13 protein-coding genes are annotated in these 17561 nt (G+C 36.1%); 7 read left to right on the forward strand and 6 right to left on the reverse strand.

All coding sequences use genetic code 11. The features are described from left to right. Positions 1-5 precede the first annotated feature (5 nt). Positions 6-1268 carry an MFS transporter gene (locus tag ABWU50_RS02065; RefSeq protein WP_353276124.1) on the reverse strand — a complete coding sequence of 421 codons (1263 nt, stop codon included), beginning with the start codon at positions 1266-1268 and terminating at the stop codon, positions 6-8. A 61-nt stretch (positions 1269-1329) separates the two neighbouring features. Then, positions 1330-3132 (reverse strand): aspartate--tRNA ligase, encoded by a 1803-nt coding sequence (aspS, locus tag ABWU50_RS02070; protein ID WP_353276320.1) that lies wholly within the window; start codon positions 3130-3132, stop codon positions 1330-1332. Between the two features lie 195 nt (positions 3133-3327). Here aspS and ABWU50_RS02075 point away from each other — a divergent pair, with 195 nt between their 5' ends. Then, positions 3328-3759, forward strand: a complete 432-nt coding sequence (locus tag ABWU50_RS02075; RefSeq protein WP_353276322.1) for a hypothetical protein — start codon at positions 3328-3330, stop codon at positions 3757-3759. 3 nt (positions 3760-3762) lie between these two features. Continuing rightward, complete coding sequence (ccmA, locus tag ABWU50_RS02080) at positions 3763-4386, forward strand: heme ABC exporter ATP-binding protein CcmA (RefSeq protein ID WP_353276125.1); 624 nt, start codon at positions 3763-3765, stop codon at positions 4384-4386. Positions 4387-4784: 398 nt separating this feature from the next. Here the strand turns inward: ccmA and ABWU50_RS02085 are convergent, their stop codons facing one another. Further along, complete coding sequence (locus ABWU50_RS02085; protein ID WP_353276126.1) at positions 4785-4988, reverse strand: hypothetical protein; 204 nt, start codon at positions 4986-4988, stop codon at positions 4785-4787. On the opposite strand from ABWU50_RS02085, the gene ABWU50_RS02090 reads away from it, so the two are divergent. Continuing rightward, positions 4982-5107, forward strand: coding sequence for a hypothetical protein (locus tag ABWU50_RS02090; protein ID WP_265016525.1), 126 nt, complete (start codon positions 4982-4984; stop codon positions 5105-5107). The two genes, ABWU50_RS02085 and ABWU50_RS02090, sit on opposite strands and share 7 nt — an antisense overlap. 87 nt (positions 5108-5194) lie before the next feature. Here the strand turns inward: ABWU50_RS02090 and pdhA are convergent, their stop codons facing one another. After that, the gene (gene pdhA, locus ABWU50_RS02095; RefSeq protein ID WP_353276127.1) at positions 5195-6175 is read right to left on the reverse strand and encodes a pyruvate dehydrogenase (acetyl-transferring) E1 component subunit alpha; all 981 of its coding nucleotides are present in this window, start codon (positions 6173-6175) and stop codon (positions 5195-5197) included. Between the two features lie 65 nt (positions 6176-6240). Between pdhA and hemJ the strand changes: the two genes are divergently transcribed. The 4 genes from hemJ to ABWU50_RS02115 all read left to right on the forward strand — a co-directional run bounded on the left by hemJ (position 6241) and on the right by ABWU50_RS02115 (position 14714). After that, positions 6241-6669 carry a protoporphyrinogen oxidase HemJ gene (hemJ, locus tag ABWU50_RS02100; RefSeq protein ID WP_353276128.1) on the forward strand — a complete coding sequence of 143 codons (429 nt, stop codon included), beginning with the start codon at positions 6241-6243 and terminating at the stop codon, positions 6667-6669. Positions 6670-6938: 269 nt separating this feature from the next. After that, a complete protein-coding gene (gene miaB, locus ABWU50_RS02105) occupies positions 6939-8258 on the forward strand; it encodes a tRNA (N6-isopentenyl adenosine(37)-C2)-methylthiotransferase MiaB (protein WP_264688421.1) in 1320 nt (439 codons plus the stop codon). 334 nt (positions 8259-8592) lie between these two features. Then, positions 8593-11979 carry an isoleucine--tRNA ligase gene (ileS, locus tag ABWU50_RS02110; protein WP_353276324.1) on the forward strand — a complete coding sequence of 1129 codons (3387 nt, stop codon included), beginning with the start codon at positions 8593-8595 and terminating at the stop codon, positions 11977-11979. A gap of 68 nt (positions 11980-12047) precedes the next feature. Next, positions 12048-14714: a hypothetical protein gene (locus ABWU50_RS02115; RefSeq protein WP_353276129.1), complete on the forward strand. Its 2667-nt coding sequence runs from the start codon at positions 12048-12050 to the stop codon at positions 14712-14714. Here ABWU50_RS02115 and pheT read toward each other — a convergent pair. Beyond that, complete coding sequence (pheT, locus tag ABWU50_RS02120) at positions 14711-17107, reverse strand: phenylalanine--tRNA ligase subunit beta (RefSeq protein WP_353276130.1); 2397 nt, start codon at positions 17105-17107, stop codon at positions 14711-14713. The genes ABWU50_RS02115 and pheT overlap by 4 nt on opposite strands. Positions 17108-17227: 120 nt before the next feature. Beyond that, the gene (locus ABWU50_RS02125; RefSeq protein WP_353276131.1) at positions 17228-17494 is read right to left on the reverse strand and encodes a hypothetical protein; all 267 of its coding nucleotides are present in this window, start codon (positions 17492-17494) and stop codon (positions 17228-17230) included. Positions 17495-17561 lie beyond the last annotated feature (67 nt).

Raw genomic sequence — 17561 nt, forward strand, 5'->3', positions numbered from 1 at the left:
CGATTTCACCAATCAACTTTTCTGTCTTTGGCTTTGATTTGAAGCACAGATATTAGGCTAATTAATGCGCAGGCAGTAAGATAAATACCTGCTGCAAGTTTTGTTTCGGTTTTTTCTATAAGCCACATGCATATGTATGGAGAAAGGCCACCAAAAATTCCTGCAGATATGTTATGTGCGAGGCTAAAGCCGGTGCACCTAACTTTCGTTGGAAATAACTCACAGGCAAGAGAATTATATATCCCAAAAGATGCACCTATCGGCACACTTATCAACAGAAAAGTGAGCGTTACAATATAGTGATTATCATACGATAATAGCGAAAGTACCGGCAAACCGGCGCAAGCTAGAGCTACTAATGTAGGAATCATTACATTTTTTCTTCCAACTTTATCAGACAGTATTGCAAATAGCACTGCGGACGTTCCAAATGTAATTTCAACTATAATCCTTACTACATTTTTAATATTGATGCCTGAGAGAATAAGTTCTTTTACAGATATGTTGTAAAACATGATTGCTGAATAAACGATTGCATTTTGGGCTATACCAAGTCCAATTGCTATCACAAATACTTTTTTATAGTCCCTGATTAATTCTAAAAATGGAGAATGAGATAAGCTTTTATTTTTATCGTGTGTTTTATATGCTAAGCTCTCTTCTATTATATATCTTGTTAAAAAGCCTATTATGCCCATAATGAAGCAGAAATAGAAGGGCAACCTCCAGCCCCAAATTTCATAATTTTCACCTGTAAACTTTTTGCAAACAGCTATCATTACAAAGCATGTAATAGAACCAAGAGCACCACTAAAAGCTTTCATGCTACCTAAAAAGCCTAGATTTTTTTTATCGCTTGAATGCTCTATTAAAAAAGCTGAATTGATACTTGTTTCTCCACCTGCTGCCATTCCTTGTGTTATTCTACAAAGCAGAAGCAGTATAGGAGAAAATATTCCTATTTCTTTAAAGCTTGGTATAATCGCAATTGCAGTAGATGATATCGAAGCTAATATTACGGAAGTCAGCAAAATTTTCCTTCTGCCGTATTTATCTCCAATGTAACCAAAAATAAATGCACCAAGTGGTCTAAATCCAAATCCAATTGCAAAACTACCAAGAAATTTGATTGTGCTTAAATAATCGCTTTCTGAAGGAAAAAAAACGTTACTTATTATATGCGTCAAAACTCCAAACAGAGTTACTTCATACCATATAATCATATTGCAGATTATGCTTGATAGTATTGCCTTTTGGATGTTAGTCATAATCTTTCGATTTAACATAACCTAATATATCATTAACCGGTGCTCCTTGCTATAAGATTTTTCACTCAATGATCTGCAAAGACAACTCACGTAAATGCTTATCCTCCACCTTGGAAGGAGCACCCATTAGAACATCTTCACCTTGCTGGTTCATAGGAAAACAGATTACTTCACGAATATTTGGCTCATCAGCAAGCAGCATAACCATTCTGTCAACCCCTGGTGCTATACCGCCGTGAGGCGGCACTCCGAACCTGAATGCACGCACGAGCGCACCGAATTTTGTATCAACTTCTTCTTTACTGTAGCCTGCAATGGCAAAAGCTTTGTACATAATATTCAGTTTGTTATTACGAATTGCTCCGCTTGACAGTTCTATCCCATTGCAAACAAGATCATATTGGTAAGCAAGGATATCCAGTGGATTTTTGTCCTCTAAATCTTTCAAGCCGCCATGTGGCATGGAGAATGGGTTATGAAAGAAATCGATTTTTTTACTTTTATCTTCATATACAAAATAGGGAAAATCAATGATCCAACAAAACTTGAAGATATTATCATCTATAAGACCTAATTCTGACCCTAAAAGAGTGCGCACTTTTCCTGCAATTGTTGCTGCCTCATTCTCTTTGTCAGAAGCAAAAAACACGCTGTCTCCAGGCTTTATATCCGTTATTTCTTTTATGGAATTTAGCCTATTGTCATCAAGGAATTTAGCAATCGGTCCTTTCGCAGTTCCATCTTTATCAAACGTTATATATCCAAGACCCTTAGCACCGAATTCTCTTTGCGCATGTTCTATCTTTTTATCAAAGAAGCTGCGTGGTTCCTCTGCTGTTTTAGGTGCAGGGATGGCTCTCACTACCATACCGCGCTCAATATTGCTTTTGAAAATATTGAACCCTGAATCACGGAAAATTTCTGTAACATCGCTGATTAATAATGGATTGCGCAGATCTGGCTTATCAGAACCATATTTGAGCATTGCTTCTTTATATGTAATACGTGGAAAATCTTTATCGACAGACTTACGAGAAAATTTAGCAAACACTTTATATAAGGTAGACTCAATAATCTGAAAGATGTCTTCTTGAGTCACAAAAGACATTTCAAGATCTAGTTGATAAAACTCCCCCGGAGAACGGTCAGCCCTTGCGTCTTCGTCACGGAAACATGGGGCAATTTGGAAATATTTATCGAACCCTGAAACCATGAGCAGCTGTTTAAAAATCTGTGGAGCTTGCGGCAATGCATAGAATTTACCAGGATTTAGTCTGCTTGGCACCAAATAATCACGTGCACCTTCAGGAGATGAAGCAGTAAGTATTGGAGTCTGAATTTCCAAAAACCCTTGCTCTATCATGAGCTTGCGGAGTTCTGCAATAATTTGTGAGCGCAGAATAATATTGTTGCGGGTGTTTTCTCGCCTTAAATCAAGAAAACGATATTTAAATCTCATATTTTCTGGGTATTCTTGTTCGCCAGCAATGCTCGCTAATATACTTCTTTCTTCTTTTGCTATTTCTTCATCACAGTGGAACTCAACTTCTGATTCAACGTGTAAATTGCTAACTACAACCTCAATTTCCCCGGTTGCGATAGAGCTGTTTACCGTATCTTCAGTTCTAGCTTCAACTATTCCTGTAACAGTAATTGTACTCTCCAATTTTAAATTTGATGTCTCATCAAAAAAGTCTTTGTCATTATTCAATACTAGTTGAGTGATTCCATAGAAGTCTCTTAAATCAACAAAGATTAGGTTACCATGGTCGCGCTTACGGTATAACCATCCAGAGAGGGTAACTTCCTTTCCTACATCATTCTTCCTTAATTCATTGCACGTGTGAGTCTTGTAGCAGTTCATGTTTGTTTTACTTCTAAATTCTTTAAAAAGTATAGAAATAAACCTTACTACATACAAGCCCATTCTCAGATATTTGTCCAATTTACGAAATAGAGCAGTATTACTTTTATACTGTCTTTACCCGCAAAAAAATTGCACAATTTCTATAATTATGGTATAATAGTAAGGGTATTTTTAATGAATTAGATGCAGGAAATGCCACTTACACAGATCATATTATATAGCGTAACATTACTTGCTGTAGCTGCAGTATTTCTCTTTTTGAGAAAAATATACAAAAATCGCATTAGAAAAATCATATTTCCTAGAAAAGTTTTTAAAGAAGAGTGGGAAGAAGACAGAAAATTCAATGAATTATATCAAAAAAATAAGCAAAAAGAGTTGATGAAACAACAAGAAACGCTACGCGAGAAACAAAAAGATGTGCAAGTTTATAAAGAAGATCCAGAAATAGTTGACATAGCAAAACCGGTAGGTAAATGGACAAAGATGGTTATGATGGGTAATGGTTTAATGCAGCGTTTTGCACAATTGATACATAGAGAAGGCGGAAAGAAAGGATTTTGGGAGCTGTTTGTAAAAGCTCAGGCTTCAACTCAAGGTAAACATAAGGGGAAGGGCAGATAATCCATGTTTGAATGTGAAAATTTATCCTGCGCTCGTAATCACAAAGTATTATTTAAACATCTTAGCTTTAAAGCTGAGCCAAAATCAAAGATTCTAATCACTGGTCCAAATGGTAGTGGTAAAACCAGCTTAATTAGAAGTTTATCTGGACTTTTACCGCCGGTATCAGGCAATATAAGGCACTGCGGAAAAGATATATATGATGATCCAAAATCCTATATACCTTCTATGGTCTATATAGGCCATAAGAATGCCTGTAAAGATAGCTTAACTGTTGCTCAAAACGTAGAATTCTGGGCAGGAATACGAAATACTAGAGAATTGATTGTGGCAGCTATTTGTTGCTTGCAGTTGCAACCTGTACTTAATATTAGATATGGCGAACTTTCTGCAGGCTGGAAAAGAAGAGTTGCGCTTTCTCGCCTCTTGATTTCTAATGCAAACGTTTGGCTGATAGATGAACCATTTTGTAATCTTGATAGTGCAACGTGTGAATTAGTGCTGAACCTAATCTCAATACGCTCTGAGCAAAATGGTATAGTAATTATTACAGGGTATAGCTCTACAGAGCAATTGTGTGATTTTACAACGATTGATATACGCGATTTCAATAGACTTCTTGCATAGTTTTTGGCAGCACGTTAACAACCGTTAGAAACGAAAAAACTTCCTTGACAAACTCCGCCAGCCCCCTTATTATGACAATAAGGGTATTTATGACTCAAAACTTGTTTTTGATCTGCGCAGGTTCAATGACAAAATTCAGTAAAAAACTTAGGGTATTTTTTGGCGGGTTACATAAAATTATAGCGGCTGCATGTCTTTTAAATTTTTTCTACATTCAGCCAAACCGCGCTTAAACTAAGCGTCATCACATTATTACAGTGCCAATTTAAAGTATTAGAGAGTCAAAACTCGCACCACGGGATTTCTTTGCCTTTTTTTTATTTGGTAAATTTCTTAATGTTTTTAGCTAAAAGAGCCCAAGAGAGGTGTCATCCCGCTGCTTGTTAGAGGGATCTATGTTAAGAGATACCGCGAATGAATCGCGGTATGACGTAGGAATGAATCGCGGTATGACGTAGGACTGCTGTCATCCCAGTGCCCAGACACTGGGATCCAGTTTTCCATATAATCTCATCGAAAACGTTGTAACCACTTTCTATGCTAGTTTGCTTGCTTACAAGCAAACTTTTCTGGATCCCAGTGTCGGGGCACTGGGATGACACCATTCTTTTTCCTGGATCCAAGTAGTCAGGGCACTGGGATGACAAGAAGAGGGCACTGGGCCGTCATAAAGGAATCAGTTTCAGCTACTCGGATGACAAGAAGAAGGCTACTTAGATGACGGGAGAAGGAGCTACTTGAATGACATCGTTTACTATACAATGTTCGTACAGTTAGTTGCCACCTGGATAAAAAAAAAGAAGCCTACTTAGCTAACAAATTTATAAACATCAGTATACAACTCATCAACGCTTGGTTCTTTACTATTTTTGGCAAAATCTTCCGACTTTTTTACTAAATCACGTACTTCCTTATCAATTACTTTACATTCTTCTTCTGAAGCAAATTTATTATTTATCATGTACTTCTTTAAAGTGCTTATAGGGTCATGATTTTGCTTCATATCTTCAACTTCTTCTTTTAAGCGATAAGTAGCAGGATCTGACATCGAATGGCCGCGATATCGATATGTCTTCATTTCAAGCAGGATAGGCCCTTTTCCGCTGCGTGTGTGTTCCGCTGCTTCGCTTGTAGCCGCATAAACAGAGAAAAAATCCATTCCATCAACTTGTTTTCCAGGAATACCAAAACTTTCTCCTTTTTTATATAGCTCAGTTACCAAAGTGGATCTTTCTACAGAAGTACCCATTGCATATCCGTTATTCTCTATAATATAAACTACAGGTAACTTCCATAAAGCTGCCATATTAAATGATTCATATGTTTGCCCTTGATTTACAGCACCGTCACCAAAATACGTGAATACCACGTTGTCTCTTTTCTTATATTTATTAGCAAATGCTATTCCTGTGCCAATTGGAACTTGTGCCCCCACTATTCCATGTCCGCCGAAGAATTTTTTTTCAACGTCAAATACGTGCATAGAACCACCTTTACCTTTCGAGCATCCTGTTTCTTTGCCAGTGAGTTCTGCCATTACAACATTTGGATCAGAATCACATGCGAGCATTAAGCCATGGTCTCTATAACTTGTGATAAAAGCGTCACCTAATTTTGATGCAGCTTGAGTTCCAACTGCAACTGCTTCTTGCCCTATTGATAGGTGACAGAACCCGCCTATTAATCCCATTCCATATAATTGTCCTGCTTTTTCTTCAAATCTGCGTATGAGTAGCATTTTCCTGTAGAATCCAATTATCTGTTCTTTAGTGAAATTTTCTGCTTTCATATCGATTTCTTTTTCATTAAACTAAAATAATATCAGAAATTTTTAACATTTTGTAATAAATCTCAATGGATTACTACCACTGGCTTGAAGCTTTTCACGTTATCTCCGCCATTATGTGGATGGCAGGTATGCTTTATTTACCCAGGCTTTATGTCTACCACGCAACTGTAAAACCGGGATCGGAAAATGATAGCTTGCTTCAAACAATGGAAAAGAGGCTACTTAGATATATCATAAACCCTGCAATGCTTTTCTCACTTGGTCTTGGAATCACATTAATGGTTATTAGGGAAGCATATCGTGAAGGATGGTTTCATGTAAAAGCATTTGCAATACTTTTGATGTTAATTATTCATATGCTACTTGCAAAATATAGGAAAAATTTTGCAATGGGTTCGAATAAGAAGTCACATATTTATTTTCGCGTTTTAAATGAAGCAGTTACAGTATTGATAATAGTTATAGTTATTATGGTTATTGTAAAACCTTTTTGACTGACCTTACCCAAAAAAAGCAGAAAGCTCAGCTACTCTTCTATTTTCATTTTTGACTTTTTTGAAAATAACATAAGCTAAAGTTACTGAGGTTTACCAATGATTTTTACAGGGATACTGGTGAAGTCGAGTTGCAATAGCTGTGTGCTTGACATTGGGATCCAATTTTATAAAAATCTATTGTGCTAGCAAGTTCACTAGCGTCACGCGCTGGTCTGTTGGACATTTAATGTGATTGTATGTAGGGTTTTGAAAAAGACATACCAAATATGAAAGGCCTATATATTAAAACTTACGGCTGTCAGATGAACGTTTATGACTCCGTTTTAATGGAAAATATAATTAAACCTTTGGGGTTCAACGTTGTTAGTGATGCAGAAAAAGCTGATTTGGTGATACTGAACACTTGTCACATTAGAGAGAAGGCAGCAGAAAAGCTTTATTCTGAGCTCGGGAAGATTCATTCGTCACGAAAAGAAATTACTATAGTGGTGGCTGGATGTGTAGCGCAAGCAGAGGGAGAAGAAGTATTCAGAAGGGCTCCTTTTGTTGATATTGTTGTTGGTCCGCAGAGTATCGCTACCTTACCGGAGCTGATAGTCAAAGCAAGCAGAAGTAAAGGTCATGTAATAAACACTGATTTTCCTGAAGTTGCAAAGTTTGATAAATTGCCAGATGAATGCTATGGCAATAGCCAGGGGTCTTCTGCGTTTCTTGCCATACAAGAAGGTTGTGATAAATTTTGTACGTTTTGTGTAGTACCATATACTCGTGGAGCTGAGTATTCACGGCCAGTGAATGAAATATTTCGTGAAGCATTGAAATTAGTTGCAAATGGGGCGAAGGAAATCAATTTGCTTGGTCAGAACGTCAATGCTTACCATGGGAAATGCGAAGGGGAAGTGTGGGATTTAGGCAAATTAGTTAGTCATATTGCTAAAATTGAAAAGCTAGAGAGGATTCGTTATACAACTTCTCATCCAAGAGATATGCATGAATCTCTCTACTTGGCACATGCGGAAGAGCCAAAACTCATGCCATTTATTCACCTGCCTGTGCAGTCAGGTTCGAATAAAATATTGCACGCGATGAACAGAAAGCACACTGCAGAGGAGTATTTGGAAATAATAGACAGATTTCGCAAATTGAAACCTGAAATCGAATTTTCTTCTGATTTTATTGTTGGTTTTCCTGGAGAAACCGAAAAAGATTTTGAAGAAACTGTAAAATTAGTAGAAAAAATTAGATATGCTCAGGCTTATAGCTTTAAATATAGCCCAAGACCAGGTACACCAGGAGCAGAAAGAAAAGATCAAGTACCAGAGGAGGTTAAAACAGAACGCCTTCTTCGTTTACAGAAATTAATTAGTAAGCAACAACTTGAGTTTAACCAGAGTATGGTAGGCAAAACTATACCTGCTTTGTTCAGTGATAAAAAAGGCAAACACCAAAACCAAATTATTGGTAAAAGCCCATATATGCAATCAGTGTGCATTGATGATCCTGAAGGGAAGTATAGAGATAAAATAGTAAATGTGAAGGTATTGGAAGCTCGGCAGAATAGTTTGTTGGGGTGTGGTGCAGGATAGCTCTGTTGGACATCCGTCAGAGAATTATTTTGATTGAGAGAAAGTACCCCTATAGAACAAGATAGAAGTACTTCACGTAGTTTATTTCAAGTTTATCAACTATAGCTAAAGTAATTTAGGCTTACCGACAACCGTCATCCCGCTACTTGTTAGCGGGATCTAGAGATACCGTGACGATATGACGGTTAAGCTGAGATACCGCGAATGAATCGCGGTATGACGTGGGATTGTGTTAGCTATAGGGTGTGGGGTGCAGGAATAAGTTTGTTTCTTTTTGCATTTGTAATTTTCTAGAAAGCCCTATATTCTTTGGCTTTATCTGGTCAAAATGAACATGAAGTCAAAGCATTATCCTGATACAGTAAGTAGTCCTGATTTTTCGTCGTTAGAAAAAGAAATCATAAAATTTTGGCAGGAAAATAAAGTTTTTGAGCGGTCAGTTGGAGAACGTTCCAAGGATAATTGTTTTGTGTTTTATGATGGGCCTCCGTTTGCAAATGGACTTCCACATTATGGACATTTACTCACTGGTTTCATCAAAGACGCATTTGCAAGATATCAAACTATGCTTCAAAAAAGGGTTGAACGTAGATTTGGTTGGGATTGCCATGGATTACCGGCTGAGATGGGTGCAGAAAAAGAACTTGGAATATCTGGTAGAACTGAGATAGAAAAATTCGGCATTGAAAAATTCAATAACCATTGTCGTACTTCTGTAATGAGATTTTCATCAGAGTGGGAAAAATATGTCAATAGGCAGGCAAGGTGGGTGGATTTTCATAATGACTATAAAACCATGGATAAATCATTCATGGAGTCGGTCATGTGGGCATTTAAACAGCTTTATGATAAGGGTCTAGTGTATGAATCAGTACGCGTTGTTCCATATAGCTGGGCGTGCGAAACTCCATTATCCAATTTTGAAACAAGGCTTGATAACGCGTATAGAGAAAAGACTAGCAAAGCTGTAACTGTTGCATTTGAGCTTTTAGAAAACCCACAGCAGTTTAAAAGTGTTAAACAAAAATGTAAATTACTTGCTTGGACTACAACTCCTTGGACTCTTCCTAGCAATCTGGCATTGGCGATAGGAAAGGACATCAAGTATTGTGCAGTGTCAGTCCACTCTTTGGTGTCATTCCAGCGCGTGACGCTGGAATCTATTTCTGGATCCCAGTGTCGAAGCACTGGGATGAAAGAAGTTAATGAAAGGAGTTCAGTAAACAGTGAAATTTATATTTTCGCTGAAAGCTACCTAGAAAAATTTATCAGCCACTCTGAACAAAACAATATTCCATATGAAAACTGCAATATAAAACTTAAAGCGAATGATCTTGCAGGCCTTTCCTATAAGCCGCTGTTTGATTACTTTAAAGATACAAAGAATGCATTCCGTGTTTTTGTTGCTGATTATGTTACAGGAGAAGATGGTACTGGCGTTGTACACACTGCTCCTGGATTTGGTGAGGAAGATTTTTACCTTTGCCAAAGCCATGATATTCCAGTTATTTGTCCAATTGATAACAGTGGAAAATTTACTGCTGAAGTTTCAGATTTGGCAGGGGTTCATGTTTTTGATACCAATGATACAGTAATAAAAAAATTGAAAGAACAAGGAAACTGGTTCAAAACTGAACAATATATTCACAATTATCCACACTGCTGGAGAACTGACACTCCTTTGATCTATCGCACTATGCCTTCTTGGTATGTTGCCGTTACAAAATTCAAAAGCAGAATGGTAGAGCTAAATAAGAGAGTTAATTGGATACCAAACCACATTAGAGATGGTCAATTTGGAAAATGGCTTGAAGGGGCACACGACTGGTCAATTTCACGCAATCGATTCTGGGGTAATCCGATTCCTGTGTGGCAATCAGATGATACAAGATATCCAAGAGTGGATGTATATGGTTCGATAGAAGAACTAGAGCGAGATTTTAATGTTAAAGTAGATGATTTGCACAGACCATTTATCGATACTTTAACGAGGCCAAATCCTGATGATCCAACAGGAAAATCAGTTATGCGTCGTGTGCCTGACGTATTTGACTGCTGGTTTGAATCTGGCTCGATGCCATTCGCACAAGTCCACTATCCGTTTGAAAATAAGGAGTGGTTTGAAACTGCAGATTTTATCACTGAATACATAGCGCAAACCAGGGGGTGGTTTTATACGCTCTTTGTATTGTCCACTGCTTTGTTTGATAGGGAACCATTTAAGAACTGCATATGCCACGGTGTTGTTTTGGATGTAAAAGGGCAAAAATTGTCCAAGCGTTTGAATAACTATGCAGATCCCATGGAGGTTTTTGATAGATACGGTTCTGATGCACTGCGTTTTCTTATGCTTTCTGGATCTATTGTTTGTGGTGGTAATTTGCTACTCGATAAAAAAGGAAACTCAATACGAGATGTTCTGAAAAACGTAATAAAACCTATTTGGAACAGTTATCACTTTTTTACCATGTATGCAAATGCAGATGGAATTAAAGCTGAAGTTTGTAAGGATTATCAAAGTACTATTGATCGCTACATGATTTCCAAATGTTTTGAAGCTGTAGAAAGTATCCAAACTTCTATGAAAAGCTATAACTCCCAAGAGGCTTGCAAAATTTTGATGAACTTTTTTGAAGTGCTAAATAATTGGTATATTCGTCGCAGTCGCGAGCGTTTTTGGAAAAGTGATTTGGATCAGGATAAAACTGATGCTTATAATGTTCTATATACGGTTTTTTATTACATACTAAGAGCTGCAGCCCCTTTGTTGCCACTTATAACAGAGAATATATGGCAAGGGCTTAAGTATGAAGAAACATCTGTTCATTTGGCTGATTTCCCACAATTAGAGAAGTTTGATAGTCAGCTCATTGCCAAAATGGATCTAGTGAGAGAGATATGTAACTCTGCACTCTCTATTAGAAACACTTTTAATATACGTATCAGACAGCCACTTGGCAGTATGATCATTTATCATCAGTCTTCCTGTAGTTTTCTTGAAGGTGAGCCGTTTTCTGTCATCCCAGTGCGTGACACTGGGATCCAGTGTGCTGAAAACTCAAATGAGTACCAAGAGATGATAAAAGATGAGGTAAATGTAAAAAAACTGAAGTTAGTAAACAGACTTGAAGATATTGCATCACTAGAGTTAAAACTCAACTTCCCTGTGCTTGGAAAAAGAATTCCGGAGAAGATTAAGACACTGGTTCAATATGTTAAACAAGGAAAGTGGAAACAAGTTGAATCCGGTGTCATCCGAGTAGCTGACACTGGGATCCAGACGCAGATTCCAGCGTCACGCGCTGGAATGACAGAAAGAGGTCTCATATTTTTGGGGGACGAGTCAGAAAATTATATCATAGAAAAAGGCGAATATGAACTATTATTAAAAGCAAACAGTGAATTCTCCTCTGTATTTGATAACAACAAAGGGGTTGTTATCCTAAACACTACTTTAAATGATGAATTGATTCTAGAAGGGCTTGCAAGAGATTTAGTGAGGCTCATTCAGGAAACTAGGAAACAAGCTGATTTTCATATGTCCGATAGAATCAGAGTAATAATCAAAACAGAAGATGAGAAAATTAAGGAAGCAATAAATACGTGGATTGAATATATAAAAGAGCAGACCCTTGCCTTATCTTTGGATATTAATACAGAAATTGGAACTAACTTTTATTCTAAGGAATATCAGGATTTAAATGTTAGCATTGAGCGTTAGATTTTTAATAAAGTTGCAAGATTGTCAGTATTTATGCTATACTTAAGGTAATTGGATAAGGTTATGGTATGAATGCTGTTGTAGGTTGTGAGGAAGTTGTTGACTTAAATAACAATAGTGGTGATTTAGATGCATTAAATGGACAACCTAATTTACAAAGAGAATCTTTTGCTACTTCAGAAAAACAGGAAGGACCTGTTGCTACTTTGGAAGAGCAAGAATCTGTTAGTAATTTAAAAAAAATAGGTGCTGATTTTAGCATTCCACTAAGTATATTTCATTATAAAGGTTACGGCTCCGATTTTTTTACTTCCTGGTATAATATATCAAGCGAAATATTTAAGGAAATAAACAGAGCTTGCCTGGAGAAGAAAGTATTAAATTCAGCTCTATCAGTTTTAATGTTTCCTTATGTTGCTTCTGTTGCATTGGGGTTAGTTATATATAAAACAAACAGTAAAACACAAACCAGTTCAGAGGAAAGTAAAACAAAAAAGAGTGAGGTAAGTACAGCAAAAAGATTGGCATATGGCGTTCTTGCTGCAATTGCAATTCTTGTTGATATAGCTGTGCTTATAGCCTTAATTATTCCTGCAACACCCGCCTTAGCTACTTTTTATCTTACAAACAGAAAGTTATCTCATTCTTTGGTTGCTGCTCTAAAAATAAGTAATGGGTTATATCAGAATGAACACCAGAATATTGAAGTGTCTTTTCGTGAAATAGATGCTGGTAAGTCAGACATTAAGTGGGATATGGAAGTTAAGTTTCCACCGCAATTTGAACAATTACTTAGAGATTTATATGAAGATAAAGATGGTAGTTGGTTTAATGTTGCACGTGATTCAGAACATAATACCATACTGAAATTATCAGCTAATATCAATTTAAAAAACGGCCTTAGGCCTTTACGTAATGAGATCAAGAATGTGCTTGCAATTTCGATTCAGGAATTCGCAAAGACTATGGAAGAGCTAATGAAGCTAGAAGGAAAAGATATTACATATGATAAGCTGAAGGAACTGTTGAACGAATTCAGACTGAAAGTGGTGGATAGTGTAGATTCTAAACTGGTGAATTACTTAATACAAAATGCTTATCGAGTTGCTTTTATACAAGCAATTAAATTTGCACAAAAAAGAAGAGAGGAAAAGGAAGATTTTTCATTAGAAGAAAGACTGAAAGAGGTATTAGTGGAGCAAGAACTGAAAAGCCAAGGTAAGGAATTGCCGACTGAAAAGGAAATGATACTAGAAGATCTAAAAAAAGCAGGAGCAAAAGTACCAGATGACTTGGACGATAGAGGGCTTCCTATGTTTAAAGCAAAATGGAAACAGCTTATAAAAGAAGGGAAAATAGCTGAAAGGACAATAATTAATACTTATGAAGATATGTACCCTCAAGAAACAAAGAAAGCTCTAGATAATGCTGAAAGAGAGATTAAGGATTTAAGAGAAATAGGACAGAAAAGATATAATGGGATATGTGAAAAATTAAAAGAGATGCATAAAAATAGGAAAAACGGTAACTTAAAAGATGGTGCTTTAAAAAGGAAATTAGAAGATCTTTTTAAATTTGAATATGATGATCAAAAAGTTGAGGAAAGGCTAATAGAATCGAGAATAAGGACTATTAAAACTCTACTGAGTAAGTCAGATAAAAAAATAAAGCAATGTGAATTAAATGAAACAAGGACTTCGGATAAAGTGAATGACTTTGTAGAGAAGATGTATTTAGAAATAACAAGATGTAGAATTCAAGAGTTATTTGAAAAGCAAGGGGAAAGTATAAAGAATGTAGAAGATAATAAGGACATGCTATTCAATGGAGAAGATGAAAAACGTCTAGTAAACAAGATTGTTTCTTATCGAAAAGAAATTGGAGAATATTTTACGCAACCTACAAGACTGAAGGAAATAATAGGAAAGCAGAATGAGGATTTGGATGTTGAGAAAAATAGTAAAGAAGAGAAATCTTCAAGTATGGAGTTAATAAAGTTATGCTTGCAAAATAACCAAGAAATTTTAGAAGCATTAAAACAATTAGAGTTAAAAAAAGAAGGATTGTTGATAAATGAAGAAACAAAAAATAATTATAGAGAAGAGCTGGAATCTCGTGAAAAAATAAAATTTGCAATAATAGAAGATAAGTTGTTGGAGGCGCTCAAGGAAGAAAATTTTGATGAAGCAAAAATCAAGGAGTTGCTGGAGAAAGCAGAACTTGAATACTGTTTAGCAGAGAAATGCATCAAATATCCTGTGATTAAAACGAAAGATAATATCAAGCATTTTTGTCAAGATTTATTGTCTCCTTTAATAGACAGACTGGTGAAAAATATAATAAATAGTGTGCCAAAAAGTGGTAAGAGTCCACTTTTGCAACCTGTGAAATCTTTTTGGACATGTTGGGGGTATATTAAGACGGGCTTAGTTACTGCAATGTGCGGGGATGAGAGCACAGAAGGAAAAGCGTTGAGTGTGGCACATGATACTCATAAGGAAATAGAGACATTTCTTCAACATTTTCATTCAAATTATGAAGGATTTGGAGCTTTTTTAGGCAGTGTGTTTTCTGATGATGGAGAGACATTTAAAAATGATGTATGGCCTAAAGTAGAAGAGCATTTGCGTGGAATGTGGAATAGATTTTTTAAGGATGTTGAATTCAAGATTGGGAATAGATTGGATGAAGTAAGTGTGACACAGCAAAAGCAGAACACTATGATTGCGGCTTAATGATGAGTTCTCAAAGTTCCTCCGGTATTTTTATATACCAAATTGACTATAGCACTTGATTCTTTTTGGATCTCTTTTTCAGTTAAAGTGTGGATTGGAGAGCAGAAAGTAACTGACAATGCTATAGACATCTTATTCGGTTCTATATTGTTTCCATGGTATACGTCAAATACTAAAACTTCTGTGATGAGCTCTGAGCTTTTTTTTACCACATTGATTATGTTACCTACTTCCACATCCTTATTTACAATAAATGCAAAATCACGTTTTACACTTTGGTATTTATAATCGATAAATTTCTTTCTACTTACAGGTAAATTTTCAATATTTTCTAGTATTACCTCAAAACCTACAACTTTTTGCTTGATGTCAAAAAGATCTAATATATTAGGATGCAACTCTCCAAAATAACCTGCTACTTTATTCTTAAAAGAGAGAGTGCCTGACTTTCCTGAGTGGTAATGTTCTTTTTCTGCTCTCTCTATCGTTAAATTATCGCAATTGACGTTAAAAAACTCCAAAGCTGCTATGCAATCAGCCTTTGCGTCAAAAACATCTACTTTCCTATCAATATTATAATGGTTTCGCGGTAAATTATTTCCTGTTCTTATTCCACTTAAGACATGTTTAGACTGAGCTTCACCATCGTAAATCGGCCCAATTTCGAAGATTGCAAGATCAGATACTCCATGGGCAATATTATCAGCAGTGACTTGCAATAAATTTGGCATAATACTTGGTCTCATCATATTAAAGTTATTGTTAAACGGATTATCGATGATAAATAACTTATTCGAGTAACCAAATTTTTCAGCTGTTGATTCACTCATAAACGACCAGGTTAGCACTTCATGAAACCCTCTGTTTGTCATCAAAATACGCAAATTGTCGTATGTACTATCTACTTCTTCAACATTATTTGGTAGTGGTTCTTCTTTTATTTTGTCATAGCCGTATATTCTTGTTACTTCTTCAATTAGGTCAGCAGGTATAGTCACGTCCGGTCTCCAGCTTGGTACTTGTACATTCCAATTGCCTTCGGTTTTTTTATCAATACTAAACCCTAGTTTCGTTAAGATATCGAACGTCTCATCAGGTGATACAGATACACTTCCAAACTTGTTTATATCTTGGTAATCAAGGCTTATCTTAGCATCATTCCGGCATGGTTTTTTCTGGATCCCAGTGTCAGCTACTTGGATGACAGAGGTGTATTCTTTATCTAGATTACCGGCAGACACTACGCTTGAGACTTCTCCACCACATAAATCCAAAATCATTTTGGCTGCAAGATTGAGTCCATCAAGGGTAAATCCAGGATCGATTGAACGTGCAAATCTGTAACTAGCGTCTGTGGAGATGCTGAGCTGTCTTGAAGATTTAGTGATAGAGATTGGATCGAGCAAAGCTAATTCCAAAAAAATATTGGTGGTTTCAAGAGTACATTCACTGCACTTTCCACCTATAATTCCAGCAACTCCATGAATATTTTTACTATCAGAATAAATGTTTATATTATTGTCCAGTAAATATTCCTTACCATTTAAAGCAAAGAAGCTTTCTCCATCATTTGCTTTTCTTATTGTAAGTTTGCCATCTACTTTGTTTGCATCAAACGCATGCATTGGACGATTAAAAGATATCATAATATAGTTAGTAATGTCAACTATTGTAGAAATGGAGCGCATTCCTATCGATTCCAATTTATCTTTTAGCCACTTTGGGCTTTCTTGATTTTTTACATTGGCGATGTATATTCCACTAATAAAACTTTCTCCGTCAGTCACTTCAACATCGATTGGTGAATTTATGGAGCTGGTAAGTTGTGGAATGCTTAAAGTCTTTAATGTCCCAATTCCAGTTGCAGCAAGGTCGCGAGCTATTCCATAAATGCCTAAGCAATCTCCACGGTTTGGAGTAACATTTATATCAATTACAGGGTCACAATTGAAAAATTTATCCCCTACTTTATAATCATCGGAAAGCTCGATTATTCCTTCACTTTCCTCTTGAACCAGCGCAAGTTCAGAAGCAGAGCAGAGCATCCCTTCACTTAGCACTCCTCGTATTTTTGTAGGCTTGATTGTGAAATCACTTTCTGGCAATGTGCTACCAAGAGATGCAAGCACAGTTTTCATACCTTCTCTAACATTGTTTGCTCCGCAAACTATTTGTAGAGTTTTACTTCTGTCATCTACTTTACATAATTTTAATTTATCGGCATTTGGATGAGGTGCAACTTCTAATACTTTTGCAACAATAAAACCAGTCAATCTGGAATTATCGATCACATCTTCTACTTCTAACCCTATGTGAGTTAATTTATCGGTAATTTCTTCTAAACTAGCATTGGTTTCTAAGTACTCTAATAACCAAGATAATGTGAATTTCATGGACCTAAAAAGAAGTGAAAAAGTTATTGTAATGTAAAATGTAGTGATTTTAAAGCTTATTGTAGTGAAATGAAAAGTGACTTCTGTATCATGAGCAATGATGCAGAAGTTTTTGTAACTTTATATCTTCTTGATATCACCTTTTAAATCTATCTCCGTAAAGAATTTAAGATTCATATTGTGGTTATCTGCATGGAAGCTATGAATGTAGCCATCTATAGTTAAGTCTCCTATCATATTATGGCTTTCATCTAGTATTTCGCTTCCTATTTGATAATGGCCAGTATATTCGTTAAAGGAACCATCTGTTAGTTTAATGTATCCACTACCAAATTCCTGCTCTAAATTTAAAGGATGATTAGTGTTAATAAAATCTATTTCGTTCATAATAATACCTCACTAAAAATTAAATTATAATTAAAATAAGATGTTAAGTCAAGATATTGAATGATTT

The sequence above is a fragment of the Wolbachia endosymbiont (group A) of Pipizella viduata genome, from assembly GCF_964028555.1.
GTDB lineage: Bacteria > Pseudomonadota > Alphaproteobacteria > Rickettsiales > Anaplasmataceae > Wolbachia.